Here is a 22,434-nt window from a genome sequence, read left to right as displayed (position 1 = left end):
ATGATATTTCCGTCTTGATAAGTTAAAGTAAACCCCGATACGGGGTATTCGTTTATGGGGATCGTGGTAATTTGCACGCTGAAGGAATCGTGAATAATAAAATCATCGCGATGATCACCAGTATTTCTTGGATGGCGCTCGCCGTGCTGTCACTACTACCTGCTACTAATAACTGCGCACCTCGACTGTCTATATAAAGGGTGGATAGCGTGATAAATATGGTAGAGATAATGCGCCGACTGATGTTATTAAGGGCGGCTCCCTCAGTGACCTCGTCTTTGGGTAAGCTGCTAAACCCTACCGTTGTGGTTGGCAGGTAAGCCAAGCCTACCCCGATACCTCGCACACTCATAATTAGCATTAATAGCCAAAGTGTGGGCTGATACAAGCACCATGCCAGCATCAAGGTAGACAGCGCACTAATCGTAATTCCTATGATGCCAATCCCTCTGGCACCTTGCTTATCTACCATCTTGCCAGCGTAATGGGTGGTGACACTGGCTACGAGCGTCGCGACCATCAGGACAATGCCTGTCCATAACGCACTCTCACCCATCACATCTTGGATTAACACGGGCAATAGCAAGAGACACAACATCAAACCGACTGTTTGAGTAATGCTAATGATATTACTGTGCAAATAGGTTTTATTACGGAACAGGCGCACGTTTAATGATGGATATTTCTGCTGCCGCTCATAAGCCCACCAAACCATCGCGAACAGTAAAAATCCGACAGACAACAAACCCAACGTGGCTATCTTTAATAAGCCCTCACTGCTGAATAATCCACTAGTAAAATCTATTTTCAGCGTGCTGAGCCACACCATCATGGTCAATAGCCAAATGAGTAAGCTGATAAACCCAATGGTATCGAAAGGGCTTTTTTTATCATGTGAGCGTATGTCAGGTATCAATCGCCACGCCATCGCCATGACTACTGCACTGAGTGGCAAGGTAATGGCAAACAGTGTCCACCATGCAAACTGCTCAACCAAGTAAGCACCGACCAAAGGGCCAAACGCCAACGACATCATAATAACGATGCCCCATAGCGCCATTACTCTGCCATGCTGCTGCTGCGGATAAATCTGATATAGCATGCCAATAGATAGTGGAATAATCAGACCGCCACTCAGCCCTTGTATGGCTCTAGCAATGATAACAAAGCTCATACTATAGGCTAGCATGCCAATGACTGAGCCTAGCATAAACCCAAAAATTGCCGCTAAATAAATATATCTAAAAGGAAATTTTTTGTTTAGGTAGCCGCTGAGCATCAGCCCCACACTCATGGCCAATACATAAGCATTTAGCACCCAGCCGCCCATCACAATATCGACATCAAACACCGACATAAAGACAGGAATCGCTGGATTAAGTGCACTATTACTAAAGCTGACGACCGTACCGCCGAGTAATAGTGTCAGTAATACCTGCTGTACTTGTTTGTTGCTCAAGCCATCACTACTACTCTGAGAGACTTCGCTTATAGGCGACTCAGTTGTAGATGCCTTATTTATAGGGGCATTGCTCATTAAGCAGTGGCACCATAAAATTGAGTGATGGTCGGCATGACTTGCTCCTAGTTATTATTTTGCTAGCCTGCCGAGCACGTCATCCAATCTCGCTGAAACTTAGCATCATTATTCTTATCAAAATACTGATCAAATAAGGTTAGATAAGCCTCTGCTGAATGAAGTCAAAATTGTCGGCTATTCAAATTCAATGCTTGCAGACATGAGCTACCTTTTTGCTGAGGCTGGTACCTTACGAATGAGCCATAAGAAGTAGCCACCACCGATAATGGCAGCAATCGTACCAGCTGGCAGCTCATAAGGGAAAACAACATAACGGCCAATCCAATCCGCTATCACCATTACCCCTGCCCCTAAAAGTGCAGCTAGTGGCAATTGTCGTTCAAGCTTCACAGCTCCCAGTGAAGTAGCCAAATGCGGCACCATCAAACCAATAAAGCTCAATGGGCCAACGGCAAGCGTGCTGGCCGTACTAAGTGCTGCTACTAATGCCAATAACGACAAAGTCACTGGCGTAACCGCCACACCCAAATTACGCGCCACACCTGTACCTAGCCCAAGAACTCGCAAAGGCTTAATCAGCAATAGACTGAGTACAAATAAGATAGCGGCAATGCCAATGAGATACCATACTGTACTAGGCTGAGCGCTATAAGTCGTCCCTGAAAGCCAGCTGAGCATCGCTTCTAGACGCGGATCTCCTGAGAGCTTGACCATATGCATCACCCCATCCATCATGGCGGCAATGCCTATACCTACCAATAATAAATAACCTGAGCTGACCCTGCGTGCTAGCCAAATAATCAATAGCAGCACGGCCATCGCCCCTGACAGTCCTGAAACCAGCAACGTTCCTGCTCCTGCAGATAGTCCTAAACTTGGCAGTAATAAAAACCCTAAAATAACCCCAAGTGCCGCGCCTGAACTGACCCCCAGCACCTCAGGACTGGCCATGGGGTTACGCGTTAAAGTTTGCAGTAGCACACCGGCGACCGCCAACATCAAGCCTGTGGCCGCAGCGCTCAAACTGCGAGGTAAGCGGTACTGCTGCGTAAGCGCCCAGTCCGTACTTAACCCCCAACCATTGATATCTTGTACAAATAAACAGGCAAACATGATAATAGCGAGCACGCCAACGCCCCATCGCCAAAAGGCAATGGATGTATGCTTACCTGCAAGCATCGGTGTCACTGTCTCTATCCGCTCGCGACGCTGACGCAAAATCAGCCAAATAATCAGCGGTGCACCCAAGATACCTGTCATGGCACCAGCTGGAATCTGCATATCAAGTAACGGCTCAAGCAGTAACGCGACATTACTGGTCAACAACAACAGCAGCGCCCCCAACCCAAAAGCAGTAGCCAAACGCTTACCAATAGCAGAAATACCTAGCGCATTGACCAAACTTGCCGCACCAAGACCAATGAATCCAATCAAGCCAACTTCACTAATCACTAAAGCAGTCACAATTGCCACAATCAACACAACAAGTGCGCGAATCCCATTAATAGGTACACCCAGACGTTTTGCCTGCGTGTCATCTAGACTCATCAGCGTTAATGGTTTCAATAATGGTAGACATACGACCGCCATCAAAATAGCAGTGATAACTAACGCGATACTGGTATGCCAGCTGTTTTGTGCCAAAAACCCAGCCGCCCACGACAGCATGCCATTACTACGCTCAGCAAAAAACAACACCAGTACATTGGCTACTGCGGCCAGCAAAATATTGACCACCAAACCGGCCAATATTAAAATCAATGGATTAAATCGACTGGGTGATGATAAGGCAAATACCAGACCCATACTAATGATAGCTCCTACAAAGGCTACATAAAGTCCGCCATAAATAGCCAAGCTTGGCAAAAATAACGTGACAATAAGCATGGCCAACTGTGCACCCACGCCCACACCTAGCGTGGTATCTGATGCTAGTGGGTTTTTTACCAATTGCTGTAGTAAAATACTGACCACGCCTAATAGCCCGCCAGCCAACAACGCCACCACGCTGGTCGCCAATAGATGCAGCTGTATCGCCATACTGGCAATATCCAATTGCGAGCTTGGTATAAGCAAGTCACTCAGTGGGCGCGTCCACTGTTGATCTAGCAGCGCCCAACTACTCCATAATGACAAAGCCGCTAGTCCGATGAGCATGGTCCATAGTCGCCAAGACATACTGGCAAATAAAGAAGTTTGGGGATTGGGTTGGTTCGGTGGCTGATTCAGTGGTGATGATGACTGTTTCAATGAGTGCGAAGATGATAACGTTGATGAGGGTTTTGGAACTGTTGCTGCTTGAGAAGCTAATGTCATCGTATGAGCACTGTCGGTATGATTATTGATATTATTGTTTTGGTTGTTGTTAGTATCTGCATTGGCGCTCATAGTACTTCCCCGCCTTTTAATGAAACTTCTGACAAGTTATTTGCTAGGCTAACCAATGATGACATCCCACCATAAATCCATACTGGTGGTAGCTCGCCCACACAGCGGGTCTTGCCATAACCCAGGCGCTGCCAAATCAAGCTGTCATCAATTTCAGCTCTAGTAATTGGGCTTAGTGGATCGATAATTAATAGACAAGTCTCATCATCTAGTTGCGCCAAATCTCCCATTCGTATTGGCACAAACCCCCACTGATTGCCCTTGCCCAATACCACAAGCTCTCTGTCCATCTGCTCTAACGCAGGCTGAAATAAGCTGTTTGCCACATACATACGCATGTTATTAGCATCCGCAAACTGTACCACTGCGAATTTCTTGGCTTTTGGATAACGCTCCTTGAATTGCTGACTGGCGAGCTGTATGTCTTTCTGACTTTGTACAATATAGTCTTCAGCCATCTTCGGGTTATCGATCAGTACGCCAAGCTCCCGCGTCGGTTCGGTATAGTCAGCCCACATTGCTGTCTCTCCTTTTGCCGCAGACATTACAGATTCTGCAGGCACATCGCCGTATAAGTTGCGTGCATGCTCATAAAAATAATTATCTATGACCATATCGACAGGCAGTTGAGCGATTAGCTCAGCGTTGGGCTGATAGCGTATGCCTAAGTCTGTGATCGACGCTGGCAGTTTGGGGCTACCCACCCATCTGTCCCAAACCCTGACATCACCTGTTGCAATTGGTGCATGCCCCATCGCCGTCAAAGTCGCTGCATTACCCCAGTCGGGAGACACGATATTCATCCTATCGCTATCACTTTCTTCTGCTTCTGAGGTAGTGGATGTCTGACTATTACAGGCCGTCAATACCAAGCACAATGCGAGGGCGAACCATTTCAGTGATGTCATTACTGATACTGACGTAACTATTGGAAGTTTCGATAATTTATCTGTATAAAAAACGGGAGGCATAGAAGCGTATCTTTGTAGGCAAATTAGAAAGAAGGAGCAGAAACCAGACGTTAAGCGACTGCGACAGGCTGTCCAGTAATAGGATGACTGAGTAGCTGCATATCGACATTAAAGATATCGTGTAGCACGGTAGGTTGCATGGTACTGGCGATATCGCCGTTGTGACATATTTGGCCATTTTTCAGTGCGATGACTCGATCGGCATATTGCGCTGCCAAATTAATATCATGGATAATAATTACCACGCTTAAGCCTTGCTCATCCACCAAACGACGAATGAGCTGAATGACCTCGATTTGATAATGCATATCAAGCGCAGCAAGTGGTTCATCGAGTAATAAGTAACGGGTATCCTGTGCCAAACACATCGCGAGCCACGCACGAGCGCGCTCACCACCAGATAGCGTGGCAGTAATTCGATCAGCAAACGCTTCGGTTTGAGTCACTTTTAATGCTTGCGCGACTTTGTCTTTATCTATTTGAGTTGGCTTTTGCAGCCATTTTTGATGAGGATAGCGCCCTAGCATGACTAGCTCGCGCACCGTGAATCCAGCAGCTTCTGGCAATTGCTGCGGCAGGTATGCCATTTGCCGCGCTAACTCCTTACTGCCATAGTCATTGATACTGTGTTCATCTAAAGTGACATTGCCGCTACTACTTGCCATCTCACCTGCTAGCGCTTTGATCAAGGTCGACTTGCCAGACCCGTTATGCCCAACCAAAGCCACCAGTTGATTGGTATCAATCTCACAAGTCACGTTGTCTAATAGAGTATTTCCTTGACGGCTGATAGTCAGCTGGTTTGCACGTAGCATATAAGCACTCATTGTTGATAAAAATAATATGTCATAAAAATGATGGTTTATCGGCCATCGGTTATAGACCGATTTTTGATGATCAAACCACAATAAAAATTGATTTTACTCGTAAATGATAACAAAAACAATTATCATTAACTATAAACTCATTCACTTTAATTTCAACGCTCTGTTGATTGCGAGTATTTATATGACCAACCTTCTTTTAGCTACTACAGAAAACACTGATAACCAAAACAGCCAATACACCTCTCTAAACGATCCTGAAATAGCAAGTGTGGTCGCTCATATTAATGAAGAGCACCTCGACGAACTGCTTGGATTTTTGAGTGCATTTACCTCATTATCTACCGCCGAATCGGATCTGGTCGATGCCCAAATAACTGATATTTATGCTGAAGGTATTGCCATACAGACTTGTCCAAAAGGCGTAGAGAATCAATCAACTGACGCTCAAAATAACTCGCTTCATAACCAGACTTTCTTTATCGCTTTTGCTGCACCTATCTCCCAGCTTGATGATTTGCAAGCCCAATATATCTTGCTAAAACAAAGAGCAGATAAAAAGCTAGGCAAAAAAACAATCAAACTGACCAAGCAAATATTTGATGTGCAAAGTAGTTATAGAGTCAGCAAAAATATGCTGCGCCTTGAATTGAGCATGCCGTCATTAAATAGTGATACGCCATTAAATAATACCGCTCAGTTAAGTAATGCTAAGGGCGTCACAAGCTCGACGTCAGTACCTACCAACGAAGCGGGTTACGCTTACTTGTTTGATTTAGAGCACAATGCAATGACCGACGCATTGATGACTGATAGCACTGATGGCAATAAAGCTAGTGACTATAAAACTAATGGTAGCAATAAGGAAAACGTACGCCCTGCTCGTCCTCACTGCTATTACACTTTGAGAAAAGCATGGCAAGCTGATAATGGAATACGAGCATGGGTCGATGTTTTTTTGCATGGAGATACACCAGGTGGCAACTGGGCAGCAGCACTACAAGCGGGCGAGACCGTCGTTACAAAACGAGAGTTTCCAGAAAAGGTAGAGCACTTACGAAACGGTCAAGCGGTACTGATTGTCGATGAGACCTCGATGCCAACGGCAGCACGACTGCTAGAGCTATGGAACAATCCTACACCACCATTGGTCATTTGCGTGACGCAAGATGCAGGCGATCAAAGCTATTTTGATACTGTAAAAATGCGCAGTGGCATTGATAACATTGGTAATGACAACAGCAATACTGACAGTGACACTAATAATGATTGCGATACTGAAAGCCGCAAGGATGATCATTTTACCGTATTGCCTATAGTGACCAATCAACCAAACTCAGGAGCAGAGTTAGCCACGCTAATTGACAGTAAATTGGGCGACTATTTGACTAATAATCCTCTACAGATTGATAAAGTTTGGGGGGCGCTAGAAGCAAATACTGCCAAAGCATTGCGCCCATTGCTGAAAGACCGACTTGAGCTAAGTCGTACCGATGTCGTGGTAAAGGTCTACTGGCGTCACGATTAGTTTAGCCTTATAAAATGAAACTCAAAACCTATCCTGTATATAGTGGATGCTACTGGCGAATCCACTATTAATGTTTGCAGCAACGAATGTTTGTAAGGTATAGTTTTCATTTTGAACGTTTAATCAATATAGACTATAGGTAGATAGACTTATCGCTAGAATTACCAGTGATAGTCGAGTAGCACCCAGAGACTCACTTCTAATAGACTGTCTAACACCTGTGCCAGAATGCACTGTTATTTTTCTAACCCAAGGATGATATATGAAAAAACTTAGGACGCCTGATTCGTATTTTGCTAACTTGCAAGATTACGATTTTGAACCGAACTATCTGATGGTTGATGATACAGAAGGTGGTGAGCTACGCGTACACTACCTTGATGAAGGTCCAAGCGACGCCGACCCTATCTTGTTATTACATGGTGAGCCTTCTTGGTCTTATCTGTATCGTAAAGTCATTCCAATACTAACAGCAGCAGGACACCGCGTTATCGCGCCAGACCTTCCTGGGTTTGGACGTTCAGACAAACCTGCATCACGTACTGACTACACTTATCAGCGCCATGTCGATTGGATGCAATCGGTACTTGATCAATTAGATTTAAAAAATATCACACTGTTTTGTCAAGATTGGGGCGGCTTAATCGGTCTACGTTTAGTAGCAGCGCATCCTGATAAATTCGATCGCGTCGCAGCAGGCAACACGATGCTACCGACTGGGGATCACGATCCGGGCGAAGGCTTTCGCAAGTGGCAGAAATTCTCTCAGGAGACGCCGCAGTTCAATGTAGCAGGCACCATCAAAAGCGGTACCACAACGACATTGTCTCAAGCTGTACTGGATGCTTACGATGCACCCTTCCCTGATGAGTCCTATAAAGAAGGTGCTAGACAGTTTCCTATCCTAGTGCCCACGACACCAGATGATCCTGCTTCAGAAAACAACCGAGCAGCTTGGGTCGTGCTAAGCAAATGGAGCAAGCCATTTATTACACTATTTAGTGATTCTGACCCTGTAACTGGTGGCGGCGATCGCATCATGCAAAAGCTAATTCCTGGTACCAAAGGCCAAAATCATACGACTATTGTCAATGGCGGTCATTTCCTGCAAGAAGACCAAGGCGAAACGTTGGCTGAGCTTCTGCTGAAGTTCATCAATGACAATCCAAAAGCACAGTAATAGATAACAAAAACCCTGATCGCTAATGTACTAGCAATCAGGGTTTTTAGTAATACTATGATGATTGGTCAACGACAAAATTCGCGAGCTGTCATAACTAAAAAATCTGCTTTTTACACAACCTTGCTATACGATATTTTTGAAAATATCATCGATATATTTCTCTACCGCATCATTATCATTAGTGACCTGCGCATACGTCCTCAGACCTATGATCTGAATCTGAAGATAGCGTGCCAGTTCAGTCGCGTCTTTTTGTGCACTGATTTCACCGCTCTCAATAGCTTGCTCAAACCAAGTAGCAAATGAAGCCTCTATCCCTTCTAAAATTCCTGTCGCGTGTGCCAGTAGCTCTGGACTGTCATTTTGAGTCAGTTCAGCGACCGTTTTTACGATCATACACATACCACTTGGTGCTGTTGCCTTATTACACACGATCACAGTGTGAATAAAATGCCGTAGTCCACCAAGCACCGTATCCTTTTGTGCCATGCAATTGGCCAGCCTTTTTGCGCCTTCTGCTGCATAACGATTTAATGACTCTATAAACAGCTTGTCCTTGCTACCAAAAGCTGCATAGATACTGCCAGGATGCATGTTGACGACATCTTGTAGGTTGCGCATCGACGTTGCGTGATAGCCTTTTTCCCAGTAGAGATTTTTGGCTTTTTCGATCACATCCTCACGATTGAATTTTATCGGAGCACTCATAATTTTCACCTTAATAGCTTTGCCTTAAAACCTATTTTAAGGCAAAGTTTGTAGAATCAACCTTAGTTCTTGGTTTTAATCACTTTTTATATTATAAGGCTTATTGACCGCCTTTGCTTCGATTAACTGTTTTTATCAAAGTTTTGTGGATAAAGTGCGCGTGCTGCAACATCATCAAAGTCAGTCTTAAAATCAATACCTTTAGGGATATCGCGGGCTTTTTGTACCGCAGGACGGGCATCAATATTTGCAAACCAACGCTTTAGATTAGGATAATTATCCAATCCTGCATCACCTAGTACGACCGCTGCCTTATCAATCCAGCCCCATGCAGAGATATCCGCAATTGTGTATTCATCCCCAACGAAATATTCGCGATCTTGCAGGTGGGTGTCTAGGACTTCGTAATGACGCTCAGCTTCACGAAGATAGCGATTGATGGCATAAGCGATTTTTTCTGGCGCTTTGTGTCTAAAGTGCACCGATTGACCAGAAAAAGGACCCAGTCCTGATGCAATAAACATGAGCCATGACAGCATCTCGCTACGGTCTTCTGGCTTGCCTGCCAATTGTCCTGTCTTTTCGGACAAGTACATCAAGATAGCAGTAGAGTCGAATACACGTTTGCCATCATCTTCGAGCGCTGGGGTTTTGCCGTTTGGGTTGATAGCGCGGTACTCAGGCGTATGCTGCTCACCTTTTAGCGTATCTACTGCCACAAGCTCATAAGGCAGCCCAGTTTCTTCAAGAAACAATGCTACTTTCATTGGGTTTGGCGTTTGGTGAAAATAAAATTTAAGCATAACTTTATCCTATTATATGAAGACAGTCGTCTGATGACTATCAAATCTAGTGACTATACTAATGACTATAAAAGCTGTAATGAGATAACAAAAATAGACGTCGAAATTTGAAGCACATTTTTATTGTCTGATATACACTATAACCACAAATGAACGGTCGTTCAAGTAATGTTATATATTGATATAATAAGCATCATATCAATACTATTTTCTCTACATGCAATGGATGAAGTCGATCAGCTCCATTTCGATAAGTCTTGTTCGTACTACAGAGCCACTAAAGTTAAAAAATATTTTTATCGTTGTTTTTTCTTACTACTTACACAGTGTTACCTTCTTAAGATATTGATATTAATAGAGTAGTATTAATTACGCAGAGGAATGTAATTGAGCCATTACAATTTACTTGAACGATTACTCAAATAATTATTGAGCGATTGCTCAATATCATTTATAGTAGTCTCTATTGACTCGCTTACTAAGCAAAGTTGCTAATTTTGAGTAACTACTCAAGCCAATAATTAAATGTAAATCAGTGACTACTTTGAAGCGGGCATGAAAACTCTAAAACACACTAAATCTCAAACCTATTATTAGGAATTATATTATGACCGAATTTACTCTACACGATAAAGACACAGCCCCAGCAGAAAGCAAAGACTTACTGGATTCTTCTATCAAAGCATTTGGCATGGTACCTAATTTACATGCTGTGATGGCTGAAGCGCCTGGCTTGCTAGAGGGCTATCAAAAGCTACATCAACTGTTTTTAGACAGCAGCTTTGATGATGAAGAAACCACTGTGGTATGGCAGACTATCAACGTTGAACATGCTTGCCATTACTGTGTGCCTGCGCATACTGGTATTGCTAAGAGCATGAAAGTAGATGATGCTATCACTGATGCATTACGTGATGAAACGCCACTACCAACTGAAAAACTGGAAGCATTGCGTACCTTCACACTATCTGTAGTCCGTAATCGTGGTAACGTTGATGACAGCGCGGTTCAAGCGTTTTTAGATGCTGGTTACACTAAGCGTCAGATTCTTGAAGTTATCCTTGGTGCTGCTCAAAAAGTCATGAGCAACTACACGAATCACCTAGCTAACACACCAGTCGACAAACCATTCCAGAAATTTGAATGGCACAAAGCTGACTAATACGTTTTTCGGCTAACGCTGACACAGTCCATTTGATGTTTTCATACTGTTGTTCGAAACATCTTCGGGCAGCAGTTTTTCATTTTAATTTATCGCTAATGAGAGATCCTATGGAACAGGCAAAAAACCCTTTACGAATAGACATCGTGTCAGACGTTGTATGCCCTTGGTGCGCTATCGGCTATAGTCAACTGGCCAAGGCATTAAAGCAAACCAACACGCCGCACGAGATTCATTGGCACCCATTTGAATTAAATCCTAATACGCCGCACGGAGGACGAAACTATCGTGAGCATATTATGGAGAAGTACGGTACGACTGCTGAGGACGTTAAAGAGAACCGAGCTAGAATGACAGCAGCAGGTGCAGAAGCTGGATTTAATTTTCAGTTTACCGACGAGTTTCGTACTTACAATACTTTTAATGCGCATCAATTGCTGCATTGGGCTGATCAGCAAGGACGTATGCACGACCTAAAACAAGCATTGTTCGTTGCGCATTTCGTTGATAATAAAAACGTGGCTGACAGTACCGTACTGGCAGATGTCGCAGCAGATATTGGACTAGATCGTAATGAAGCACTCGCCGTTATCACAGATCAACGCTTTGCCAATGTGATACGTGAAGCCGTACAGCATTCAAAGCAGCAAGGTGTTCAAAGCGTACCATCCGTTATCTTTAATGGTCGTCATCTGGTGAGCGGCGCACAAGGTATAGAAAACTACAAAAACATCTTAAAGCAACTAGCAGACATGCCAGAATAAAAACAATAAACTGGATCTGATTTACCAATTACCCTCTATTGAGCACAGTATATAAAAAGGTATCATCATTATGTCAAACTCCAATCATTACGAGCCACCTAGCATCTGGACATGGGATGCAGAAAGCGGCGGTAAGTGGGCAAGCGTCAACCGCCCTATCGCTGGCCCAACGCATGAAGCAGATCTACCTCGCGGCAAACATCCGTTGCAAATCTACTCAATGGGCACCCCTAATGGCCAAAAAGTTACCATTATGGTCGAAGAATTATTGGCGTTGGGTGAGACAGAAGCTGAGTACGACGCGCACCTGATTCAAATTGGTGAAGGTGGACAGTTCTCATCAGGTTTCGTTGAGCTAAATCCAAACTCAAAAATCCCTGTGCTTTTGGATACAGAGACTGGTAGTCGTGTGTTTGAGAGTGGCGCTATTTTGTTTTATCTTGCCGAAAAATTCGGAAAACTACTGCCTAAAGATGCAGCAGCACGTACTGAAGTGATGAATTGGCTCTTCTGGTTGCAAGGCTCTGCTCCTTACTTGGGCGGTGGTTTTGGGCATTTTTACTTTTATGCACCAGAAAAGTTTGAGTACCCTATCAATCGATTCACGATGGAAGTAAAACGCCAATTAGATGTACTAGAACGAGAGCTTGCAGAAAATCGCTATCTAGGTGGCGATGAGTATACGATTGCAGATATCGCCACTTGGCCTTGGTATGGCAATCTAATACTAGGCGAAGCATATAATGCAGGAGAGTTCCTACAAGTTGAGAGCTATCCAAATGTGCGTCGCTGGGCAACTGAGATTTTAGAGCGTCCTGCTGTGCAACGTGGTCGCAAGGTAAATCGCACTTGGGGTGAACCTGCTGAGCAATTACACGAACGTCATGACGCCTCAGATTTTGAGCTAAAAACTCAAGATAAACTAGACGCTCAGACAACTGAAGAAGCAAAAAAATAGACGCTTTGTCTATGACTTACTAGCTTACTTAAGTAGTCTTATTAATTGATTTTAAAGGTAATGTTAACTTTTCCTATTACTACTTGGGACTACTGTAAACATCCAATACTTTTGCACTTAAGACTGCTAATGTAAGGCTGTTAAATACCAACTAACCATAAAAATATTATTAAAAAGGATAAGAACTATGTCAACAGATTATGCTCAAAAAATTCAAGCCGGTACTACGTTTCCTAAAATGGAAGTACAAGTATTAAACAGTGAAATGACTTCGTTAGGCAAACCTGAAAACGGTCATGACTGGAAACTGGTCGTTGTATACCGTGGTAAGCATTGCCCAATTTGCACAAAGTACCTAAATACTTTAGAGACAGTAAAACAATCTTTCTATGACGTCGGTGTCGATATCATCGCAGTATCTGCAGACAGCAAAGAGCAGTTAGAAGGTCATCTAGATCAAATAGATGTTAGCTTCCCTATGGCTTATGGTCTGACTATCGAACAGATGAATACGCTAGGTCTATATATCTCTGACCCACGTTCAGAGAAAGAAACCGACCATCCTTTCGCTGAGCCTGCTGTGTTCGTTATCAATGCTGAAGGAAAAGTGCATATTGTTGATATCTCAAACGCACCGTTCTCTAGACCAGATCTTGAAGCCTTGGCAAACGGTTTGGCTTTTGTTAGAAACCCAGAAAACAATTACCCTATCCGTGGTATGCACGGCTAATTGATATAGTAGATATAGAGTGTTGATTCACTCGATTATTTAGCTAGTCAAATTTCATTGGTTAGATTATAGCGGGCGTATCGAGATAATTCTTGATATGCCCTTTTTTTTGTTTATTGATAACTTAACTGCTATCAAAATATTTAACTTCATTAATCTTTGCTCAGTACTAATGTGTGAGTAGTACTGTTAATCTATAAAAAGAGGTTCTAGACGAAACTCATAGACTAGCCAGCATATAAGGGCTATATTTGAGCTCGAAATATCACCATAGACACTTACCCTTTAAGTAATCTGTATTTCTTTTTTTATCGGTTTATTTTTATAGATAAAACAGACTGTTTTTATGGTTTGATTTGTCTCTCGTTTCGGCTAAATCTCAATACGATTGTACATTTTGATTTATCAATGCTGTTTATTATTTGTTGTTAACACTCGTACACTGAGATTGATTTCTGCTAAAATCATGCAGCAACATTATCAATATCTCATCATAGGCATGAGTAAAAGGATTCGATATGCGATTGAAATCAATCGTTCAAAAACTACATGAACGCGCTCCAAAACTGGGCAAAGCTGCCTCACTGACGACAGCAACCAGCGTTATCACTTTCAATAGTATGTTAGCTGGTCTACCTGTCTGGGTCATGGGTGCTACCAAGGCTATCACCGGTGCTGCCATCGCTGACAAAGCCGTTATCGATGTGACGAACTATTGGATCAATAGCAACAATGCATTGATCGATAACGTATTACCGCGCAAAGATTGGCGCATTAATCTGCCTGATGATGTGCATACCAACGGTAAGTATCTACTGGTGAGCAATCATCAATCATGGGTTGATACCAGTATCGTGCAATATATCAGCGAAAAACGTTTGCCATTGACGCGCTTTTTTACCAAGTTTGAGCTCATATACATCCCTGTCATTGGTCAAGCTTTCTACTTTCTCGACTTTCCTATGATGCGTCGACATTCAAAAGAAGCCATCGCTAAAAACCCTGCTCTAAAGGGTAAGGATATCGAAGAAGCGAAACGAGCGTGTGCATTGCTTAAAGACAAGCCTTTTACACTATTGAACTATCTAGAAGGAACTCGCTTCACTCCTAGTAAACATGATAAACAAAAATCCCCATATACGCATTTACTTAAGCCACGCGCTGGCGGGTTATCACTGGCTATGAGTGCATTAGGGGAAGAGATTGATGGGATTTTGGACATGACGATTGTCTACCCTGACGGTGTTCCCACTTATAGTGATCTATGGAAAGGCAATATCAAGCGTTTAGGTGTCGATGTACGACATATTGAGATACCCAAAGACCTGTTTACGGCGATCAAAAACGGCGGCTATGAAACAGATGAGGCTATAAAAGCAAAGATGTTTGAATGGGTAGAGCAAATATGGCATCAAAAGGATCAGCTGATCACGGATATGCTGGCTGACTTTGAGAGCAAAGATGCTATCAAAACAAGTGATCTTTGATACTTTTACCTAAAGATACTCATATATAGATAAGAGTTTTTCATAGTGTAGTAAGTTCTAATACAGATAATTTGGTACGTCATGATTAAGAACTAGAAGTACCAAATTATTTTTATATTTTGTCTATATAATTAATAAGCATTATTTAAATTTCTTCAACCTCCAAACCAATGACATGATTAACATGTCCAGTTTTTAGATATATTGTTGCGCCCTCTGCTCCTGCCTTTATTTGTACATTTGCATCTATCGGTAGGCGTATCCAACTATCCTGCTGATATACCTGCTCACCTTCTATTAGCTTGCCTGCTATAACTAATATTTCTGCACCGCTATGAACTGTCTCAGTGAATAATAACTCGCCTGCATCGATACGCTGTAGACTAACGTGCTCTACCCCATCGGAAAAAAGCGGGCAGACAGTACGACTACCTTGTTGTTGCCAATTAGCATCGTCATAAGTGTTGATAGCCACGTGCTGCGTTTCGTCAGACGACATTTGCCGCAACTTGACGAAAATGACAGCACCTTCGTCACTATAAGGCTTATGGCCTGAAGTCGGCGGATTACGTAGATACCAACCTGCTGGATAATGAGTGTCATCTGCAGAAAAAGTGCCTGATAATACTAAAATCTCTTCGCCGCCTGGATGTAGATGATGCGGAAAGTAAGAGTTTGGCGCGTAACGCACAAGACTGGTAGCGCGAGCCTTCTCCGCACCCACACGATCAAGCATCACACGCTCCACACCATTTTGTGGTGACTTAATCCATTGATGTGCTTCAGGGATTAATGAAGCGCGTTGTGAAAAATCTGCATTAATTAGCATAAAGTATTCCAAAGGTATTAAATGATTAGGGCGTACCCACAATATAAAACTGAGGACACGCCCTAGACGATAAACACAAATATATGACGTTATTACCGCACTAGAATGACCGGTGATAACGTGCTAGCGATAATTTCTGTCGTTGTACTACCGAGAAACAATTGCTGCCATTTCGAATGTCCGTACGCACCCACCACCATAATGTCGACATTGTTCTCTACCTGAAATTTTAGCAACCCATCTACCGCATCAGAAGCAGATAAGTGATGTGCTTCAACGACAAACCCAGCATCTTCTAACTGTGCGGCGGCGGCGCTCATACTTTGCTTGGCGGCGTCGTTATGATTGCCCACCATTACGATGTGACCTTTTAGACCTTTTAATAATGAACTTTTTGACACCATTCGTGCCGCTTTAATAGAAGTTTTACTACCATCAAAGGCAATCATATAGGAGCTTGGCTCTTCAAATTTTTCTGAGCAAATCAATATGGGAATATCTGACCCACGAGCGACCGTCTCAATCTGACTACCAATATTGATCCGACTGTTCTTATGATCTTCTCCGCGTCGTCCCATCACAATCGCACGATTTTCTTCTTTGAAGTGCTCAATGCTAGGAAGCAGTTTGCCGTGGCGTTGATAAACGCGAACATTGACATCAGCGAAACTGCTTTGAATATGGCTTTTTGCATCTTGTACCAACGCATTGCTATAGCTGTTGACGACTTTTGCTCTTTGCTCATCCAACTGGGACAACTCTTCTAACAAAAACTGACGGCTATTTATGCCTATAGCACCTGATAAATCCCGTCTGGTCGATGCTGGTATGTCACTGACATGCAGTAATCCAACAGGTACGTTTAGTTTACTGGCATACCACGCTGCATAGTCACAAACCGATTCAGTCACTGCCGAGCCGTCAATACAGGCTAAAATGTGCTGTGATGTTGTCATAATCTGTCCTTAAATTTAATTATTTAATCCTATACAGCTTGTTAGTCCTGACCAAGCTATGCTCTCTGGGTAGGGTATATTTTACTTACTTCACAACAGTTACCTTGCAGAAATCCTCTTATAAAGCAAATTTGCCCCTTCATTTGATAATAACCAATTTACACGGCTTCATCCAGCGATGTGTGCGACCCTTTTGCAATAATTGCAATTTGTTACCGACAGCATTGTGCATGGCTCACCGCAGGCTGATACCTAGCTATATATAAAGTCTTATCATCGTCTGACCACATGTGCTAGCAAAGTTTGCTACAATGTATTTTTTAGCATTTATGATTTCGGTATCGTTATTTAGGTGATTGGATTATGGCAAAAAATGCCCTACAGGCTCAATTATTAAAGGCTGGATTGGTTGATAGCAAAAAGGCCAAAAAAATCAGCAAGCAAACGCAACATGCCAAGCGTACTGGTGACTCAGAAAGCGTCGAAGCAAAAAAAGCGTTGGCAGAGGCGCAAGCTCAAAAGCTAGAAAAGGATCAAAAGCTTAATCAAGAGAAACAGCGCGTATTGGAAGAGAAAGCATTAAAGGCCAATATCGTGCAAATGATTAAGCAGCATCAAATTACTGAGACAGAAGGTGAGGTCAGCTATCAGTTTGTCGATGAGTCCAAAGTAAAGAAAATCGCTATCACTCAGAAACTCTACGATCAAATCGTGGCTGGTCACGTAGTCATCGCACGTTTGGAAGAGAGCTACGCGCTATTACCTCGCCCATTGGCTGATCGAATTGATTCAAAAATGGAAGGCTTTATGGTTGTGTCGAATGACACTGCTGAAGAAGCATTGGCAGAAGACGATCCGTATGCCGCTTATGTGATTCCAGATGACTTGATGTGGTAGGTAAACACTTAGTCCAGTTAATATCCATCAAAAATACATTAAATTTTGGACTGTTTTAGCTTACAATATATTAAAAATATTTTCTCATTATCTATTTTTAACTCTAGGGCGTGTCTTCATTTCAAAAATGGTGATAAAAATGAGATAAATTGCCGTCAAACAAGAAAAATAGCGCAGATAATATCGGGATATTAACCAGCTATTTGACGCTGTTTGGCAAGATTTAGCCATTTTTAGCCCATTTAGATGACTATCGGGTGAATTGAAGACACGCCCTAGTATAAGTGTAAATATTCTAGATAATTATTAAGTACTAAGTCTAAATAGCCCTTATAGATAAGCCTAAAATAGATAGTGTTAAGTATAATTTTTGCTAGAGTTTAACTTTAACCTTGATTGTCGTGAGCAACATCAGATTTTCATTATTAGTAAGTCTTTACGACGAGATAGACTTACTTAGAAAGAATATTTTAGTATATAAAGACCATATTATTAACAATAACTTCTATCAAATAATTCGACACAATATTAGGTAATAATTAGGCTCCTCTACCTCAAAGCACTGTGTTATATACGTTAGAGTTATTTGCAAAGATATGTATAATATTAGAATTAACCATCCTTTCTATTTAACTTCTAGAAAAAATGTATTTAATGTCCCTTTTGATAGATAGTAACTATGTAAATATTTAACATACACTAAACTACTAAATAGATAGCTTAGTGTGCTAGACTGCTGACTTTTAATTTTAAAAATTCAAATGTTCGTTGCATCACTATTTAATCAAGGTAAAAATTGTCATGATTCTTTCGAAAACTCGGCAATCACTGTCTATTACTGTTGCCTTAACATTTATTATCGGGTCAACTACAGGTTGCACGAGCATAAACACTGGTCTGCAAGCTGGCGACTTACCTCCTAGTGGTGTCTTCCAAGCGGATAATGGTATTCAGTTTGATATTCAGCCACTCAGTTTAGCAAACTTACCTTCTAAACAGATTATAAGTCGCCCTGATAATAATCTATCACAATTAATTAGAAGCTCTAGCCGATCAGACTATCGTATAGCTCAAGCAGATGTCTTAAGTATTACCTTGGTCGGATATCCTGATATTACTGCTGCAGGGTCTACAGGCTACCCGGTTGATCAGCAAGGATTCATTCAGTTTCCATTAATAGGGCGTATTAAAGCCAGTGGCATGAGTGTGCCACAATTTACTGCAAATCTAAGTAGCCAATTACAGCGTTATCTTAAATATCCAGACCCGCAAGTAAAAGTTACTGATTATCTTGGCAACAAATTTTTTATTGACGGTGAAGTAAGTAAGCCTGGTCAATTTAGCATTGCAGATACACCTGTTTCTTTATATAGCGCTATTTCTATGGCGGGCGGAGCAACGCCAACTGGTGACTCTAACAGCATAGTATTAAATCGTAACGGCGTTAGCTACAATATCGGTTTACAAACATTACAAGAAATGGGGTCATCAGCCAATCAAATATACATAAAAGACGGTGATTCAATTCATGTAAATAGTCAGAGCCGTAATAAGATATATGTCTTAGGTGAGTTTGGCAAAGTAGAACCTGTCCCTATACAGGAGCAAGGCATAAGTTTAGCGCAAGTATTAGGTGAGTCCAATGGTCTGAACTCTAACACTGCGGATGCAGCTAAAGTATATGTTGTTCGTGACAATACTAATTACCCGATGACCAATATCTACTATGTCGATATGCGATCAATTACGAGCTTCTCTTTGGCTAATCGTTTTGAAATGCTTCCTAATGATATTGTCTACGTTGATCCTACTGGCTTGACTCGCTGGAATCGTGTTATCAGCTCTTTACTGCCTTCCTCATCGGCAATTAGATCTGTTTCAGGTTTATAAAAGGCGTCAGCATTATGGAATTTAATAATATTTTAGTACTTTGTGTGGGGAATATATGCCGTAGCCCAATAGCTGCGGCTCTTTTGATAGATAAATATCCAAATAAACATATTGATTCAGCAGGTTTATCAGCTGTTGTGGGGCATGGGGCTGACTCAAAAGCTCTAAATGCGATGTCCGCATTTAATCCCGTAATTAATTCAAGCATGAACAAACACATTGCCAAGCAAATTAATGAAGAGTTAACAGTGAAAGCAGATTTGATCTTGACTATGTCAACCAGTCAAAGCAAATGGGTTGAAGATAAGTGGCCACACTGTCGTGGAAAGACATTCAGAATCGGCTACTGGATTGATAAAGATATTGCTGACCCCTATGGACATGACAAGTTAGCATTTGAGGCTGCCAAACAAGATATTATTGACAGTTTGAGTCCATGGTTTAATAAAATTAGTTAAATAGTGAATACTTATGAATACAGATTCAAACAACTTATCAAAGTCTACTGCCGAAAAAGATAGTAATGATATCGACTTACTAGCTTTAGTTTTCGTTGTGCTACGAGGCTGGAAAACCTTGCTTTTTTTTGCAGTATTAGGGTTAATCATAGGAGTACTATATAGCAGATATGAAAATCCTACTTATAAATCAGATGCTCTCGTTCAGATCGATACTGCATCACAAGGTGTTTCGGCACTCGGTACAAATATCTCTGACCTCGTTTCAAATGAGGTAAGTCCAGCTCAAACAGAGGCGTTATTAATTAAGTCGCGTATGATATTGAAGCCAGTAGTCGACTTGCTTCATTTGAGTATTCGCTTGAGTGATCCTTCGATAAACTCTTTAGACAGGATAAAAAGTAATCAAACTCATACTCAAGTGAATACGGTAGAAGGTGTAGAGCTGAAAACTGCTGATGGGCAGGTAAAGATTAGTCAGTTCGATGTCTCACAAGCTTACTTAGATAAGTCTTTTACCTTACTCAAATCTGATACTGATAATAGCTTTACGCTTAGTAATGGTTTTGATGACTTTAAAGGCCAATTAAATAAGGTAAACTATTTCAGAGGTACAGATGGTATTATTCAAATCACTGTTAATGATTTACCTGATGATAACCACCCTATAACTATCGCTAAGCAGTCCCTTCAGAATACAACAGACGCCATAAGTGGTGCTCTGACAGTCGCAGAACTCGGCAGTAAAACTGGTATCATTCAACTATCTATGATTGGTTCAAACCAAGAACAAATCACCTTGATACTTAAAAAAATTATTGATTCTTATATTGCTAAAAATAAATCTCGTGGATCTGAAGAAACGACTAAGACACTTAGCTTTATGGAAACACAAATACCATTACTTAAGCAAAAGCTAGAAGCGTCTGAAGCTATATTTAATGATTTCCGCGAAAGGTCTGGTAGTATTGATATTAGTCAAGAGTCTGGTCTACTAGTAGCAGAAAACTCTCAAATTGACTCACAGATTAATGAACTGAAACTAAAGAAAGCAGACTTAACCACTTACTATACTGAAGAGCATCCATTAGTTCTTCAAATAAATGATCAACTTAAAGTTCTTAATAATAGAAAGCAAGAAATTAAAAATGATATTGCAAAGCTTCCTGGAACCCAAAGAGAGTTTTTGAAATTATCTGCAGATACGGAGATCAATAGAGAGATTTATCTCACTATGCTCAAAAACTATGAGCAGTTAAAAATCGTAAAAGCAGGCCAGATAGGTTTTGCACGTATTGTCGACATGCCTATTAGTACTTATCGCACTATTGCACCGAAGAAGCAGCGAATTATAATGCTCTCAATACTGTCGGGTATTTTACTAGGGGTCATGGTAGTATTCCTTAGAAGCTTGCTTAGGAATACGGTTAAGGATCCAGATCGTTTGGAATCTAAAACTGGTGTGCCTGTGATTGCCACTATTCCACGTTCTCCTTTACTGACAAGACTAGCTAAAAACAAAAAAGCACCTAATCGTTTACTGGCTTATGCTGATCGTAACAGCTTGAGTTATGAGGCTATAAAAAGCTTACGAACTCATCTCATGTTTGGTATGCCTGAACAAGGGAAAACGGGCAAACGAGCTAAAGTTATACTCATTTCAGGCGAAAGCCCTGGTGTTGGGAAATCATTTATATCTGCCAATTTATCAGAAGTATTTGCACAACTTGATAAAAAGGTTTTGATTATAGATGCTGACATGCGTATGGGTGAGCTGCATAGAACCTTTAATATAGAAGGGGACTTCGGTTTAGCTGATTATTTGTCAAATAAAGATAATACAGAGCAAACAAGTGATAGACTTGCTAACTTCGTGCAGCCTACTAGCATGGACAATATTGATTTTATACCTAGAGGTCAACTTCCAACACAGCCAACCACTCTCCTCGCTAGTAAAAGGTTGAGTGATCTGATGTCAAATCTAAATCAGCATTACGATTATATTATAATCGACTCTCCACCGACACTAGCGGCATCAGATGCTATTATCTTGTCAGAGTATGCTGATAAACTATTGATGGTGACTAGATATGATCATTCACTAGAGAGACAGCTAGTCTATGCAATAGGCCAGTTGACTAAAGATCATGTGCGTGTTGATGGAATTATTATGAACGATGTACAACAAGGTGTGATGAATAAATACAGTTATCACTATAGCTACGCTTATGGTAATAATAAATAATTACCACACTGATTATAAGTTTTAACCAGTAGCTTTCTATTTAAAACCAGTAGCCTTCTATTTAAATAGGCATCAGGTAAAAACATGCTGCTTAGAAGACTGTCACTCAAAAC

The 22,434-nt window shown here is 41.7% G+C and carries 19 protein-coding genes; 11 read left to right on the top strand and 8 right to left on the bottom strand.

What is annotated here, in order from left to right:
- Positions 1-52: 52 nt before the first annotated feature.
- The 4 genes from Q0788_RS01865 to Q0788_RS01850 all read right to left on the bottom strand — a co-directional run bounded on the left by Q0788_RS01865 (position 53) and on the right by Q0788_RS01850 (position 5,714).
- Positions 53-1,537 carry an MFS transporter gene (locus Q0788_RS01865; protein ID WP_298807483.1) on the bottom strand — a complete coding sequence of 495 codons (1,485 nt, stop codon included), beginning with the start codon at positions 1,535-1,537 and terminating at the stop codon, positions 53-55.
- 207 nt (positions 1,538-1,744) lie between these two features.
- Entirely contained in the window at positions 1,745-3,928 is a 2,184-nt protein-coding gene (gene fhuB, locus Q0788_RS01860) for a Fe(3+)-hydroxamate ABC transporter permease FhuB (RefSeq protein WP_298807482.1), read from the bottom strand.
- Entirely contained in the window at positions 3,925-4,836 is a 912-nt protein-coding gene (locus tag Q0788_RS01855) for an ABC transporter substrate-binding protein (RefSeq protein WP_298807480.1), read from the bottom strand. The genes fhuB and Q0788_RS01855 overlap by 4 nt, the downstream gene beginning before the upstream one ends.
- A gap of 113 nt (positions 4,837-4,949) precedes the next feature.
- Positions 4,950-5,714: an ABC transporter ATP-binding protein gene (locus Q0788_RS01850; RefSeq protein ID WP_101205244.1), complete on the bottom strand. Its 765-nt coding sequence runs from the start codon at positions 5,712-5,714 to the stop codon at positions 4,950-4,952.
- Between the two features lie 193 nt (positions 5,715-5,907).
- On the opposite strand from Q0788_RS01850, the gene Q0788_RS01845 reads away from it, so the two are divergent.
- Both Q0788_RS01845 and Q0788_RS01840 read left to right on the top strand, forming a co-directional pair.
- Positions 5,908-7,251: a siderophore-interacting protein gene (locus Q0788_RS01845; protein WP_298807479.1), complete on the top strand. Its 1,344-nt coding sequence runs from the start codon at positions 5,908-5,910 to the stop codon at positions 7,249-7,251.
- Positions 7,252-7,513: 262 nt separating this feature from the next.
- Positions 7,514-8,431 (top strand): haloalkane dehalogenase, encoded by a 918-nt coding sequence (locus Q0788_RS01840; RefSeq protein ID WP_179799687.1) that lies wholly within the window; start codon positions 7,514-7,516, stop codon positions 8,429-8,431.
- Positions 8,432-8,557: 126 nt separating this feature from the next.
- On the opposite strand, the gene Q0788_RS01835 is transcribed toward Q0788_RS01840, so the two are convergent.
- Both Q0788_RS01835 and Q0788_RS01830 read right to left on the bottom strand, forming a co-directional pair.
- Positions 8,558-9,142: a TetR/AcrR family transcriptional regulator gene (locus tag Q0788_RS01835; RefSeq protein ID WP_179799686.1), complete on the bottom strand. Its 585-nt coding sequence runs from the start codon at positions 9,140-9,142 to the stop codon at positions 8,558-8,560.
- Between the two features lie 122 nt (positions 9,143-9,264).
- Positions 9,265-9,945: a glutathione S-transferase N-terminal domain-containing protein gene (locus tag Q0788_RS01830; RefSeq protein ID WP_298807478.1), complete on the bottom strand. Its 681-nt coding sequence runs from the start codon at positions 9,943-9,945 to the stop codon at positions 9,265-9,267.
- A 607-nt stretch (positions 9,946-10,552) separates the two neighbouring features.
- Here Q0788_RS01830 and Q0788_RS01825 point away from each other — a divergent pair.
- The 5 genes from Q0788_RS01825 to Q0788_RS01805 all read left to right on the top strand — a co-directional run bounded on the left by Q0788_RS01825 (position 10,553) and on the right by Q0788_RS01805 (position 15,046).
- Complete coding sequence (locus Q0788_RS01825) at positions 10,553-11,107, top strand: carboxymuconolactone decarboxylase family protein (RefSeq protein ID WP_191113760.1); 555 nt, start codon at positions 10,553-10,555, stop codon at positions 11,105-11,107.
- Positions 11,108-11,217: 110 nt separating this feature from the next.
- A complete protein-coding gene (locus Q0788_RS01820; protein ID WP_298807475.1) occupies positions 11,218-11,871 on the top strand; it encodes a DsbA family oxidoreductase in 654 nt (217 codons plus the stop codon).
- Positions 11,872-11,941: 70 nt separating this feature from the next.
- A complete protein-coding gene (yghU, locus tag Q0788_RS01815) occupies positions 11,942-12,829 on the top strand; it encodes a glutathione-dependent disulfide-bond oxidoreductase (RefSeq protein ID WP_298807473.1) in 888 nt (295 codons plus the stop codon).
- Positions 12,830-13,016: 187 nt separating this feature from the next.
- Entirely contained in the window at positions 13,017-13,559 is a 543-nt protein-coding gene (locus Q0788_RS01810; RefSeq protein WP_057760581.1) for a redoxin domain-containing protein, read from the top strand.
- 518 nt (positions 13,560-14,077) lie between these two features.
- The gene (locus tag Q0788_RS01805) at positions 14,078-15,046 is read left to right on the top strand and encodes an acyltransferase (RefSeq protein WP_298807471.1); all 969 of its coding nucleotides are present in this window, start codon (positions 14,078-14,080) and stop codon (positions 15,044-15,046) included.
- A gap of 145 nt (positions 15,047-15,191) precedes the next feature.
- On the opposite strand, the gene Q0788_RS01800 is transcribed toward Q0788_RS01805, so the two are convergent.
- Positions 15,192-15,875, bottom strand: a complete 684-nt coding sequence (locus Q0788_RS01800; RefSeq protein ID WP_298807470.1) for a cupin domain-containing protein — start codon at positions 15,873-15,875, stop codon at positions 15,192-15,194.
- Positions 15,876-15,967: 92 nt separating this feature from the next.
- Positions 15,968-16,831 carry a universal stress protein gene (locus Q0788_RS01795; RefSeq protein WP_298807468.1) on the bottom strand — a complete coding sequence of 288 codons (864 nt, stop codon included), beginning with the start codon at positions 16,829-16,831 and terminating at the stop codon, positions 15,968-15,970.
- 363 nt (positions 16,832-17,194) lie between these two features.
- Here Q0788_RS01795 and Q0788_RS01790 point away from each other — a divergent pair, with 363 nt between their 5' ends.
- The 4 genes from Q0788_RS01790 to Q0788_RS01775 all read left to right on the top strand — a co-directional run bounded on the left by Q0788_RS01790 (position 17,195) and on the right by Q0788_RS01775 (position 22,321).
- The gene (locus tag Q0788_RS01790) at positions 17,195-17,728 is read left to right on the top strand and encodes a DUF2058 domain-containing protein (RefSeq protein WP_102078489.1); all 534 of its coding nucleotides are present in this window, start codon (positions 17,195-17,197) and stop codon (positions 17,726-17,728) included.
- A gap of 801 nt (positions 17,729-18,529) precedes the next feature.
- Positions 18,530-19,618: a polysaccharide biosynthesis/export family protein gene (locus Q0788_RS01785; protein ID WP_298807467.1), complete on the top strand. Its 1,089-nt coding sequence runs from the start codon at positions 18,530-18,532 to the stop codon at positions 19,616-19,618.
- Positions 19,619-19,632: 14 nt separating this feature from the next.
- A complete protein-coding gene (locus Q0788_RS01780) occupies positions 19,633-20,076 on the top strand; it encodes a low molecular weight phosphotyrosine protein phosphatase (RefSeq protein WP_298807466.1) in 444 nt (147 codons plus the stop codon).
- A 13-nt stretch (positions 20,077-20,089) separates the two neighbouring features.
- The gene (locus Q0788_RS01775; protein WP_298807464.1) at positions 20,090-22,321 is read left to right on the top strand and encodes a polysaccharide biosynthesis tyrosine autokinase; all 2,232 of its coding nucleotides are present in this window, start codon (positions 20,090-20,092) and stop codon (positions 22,319-22,321) included.
- Positions 22,322-22,434: the final 113 nt, after the last annotated feature.

The sequence above is a fragment of the uncultured Psychrobacter sp. genome (assembly GCF_947500265.1).
GTDB lineage: Bacteria > Pseudomonadota > Gammaproteobacteria > Pseudomonadales > Moraxellaceae > Psychrobacter.
The sequence above is the reverse complement of the archived record's forward strand: the minus strand, read 5'-3'. Positions and strand labels throughout refer to the sequence as shown.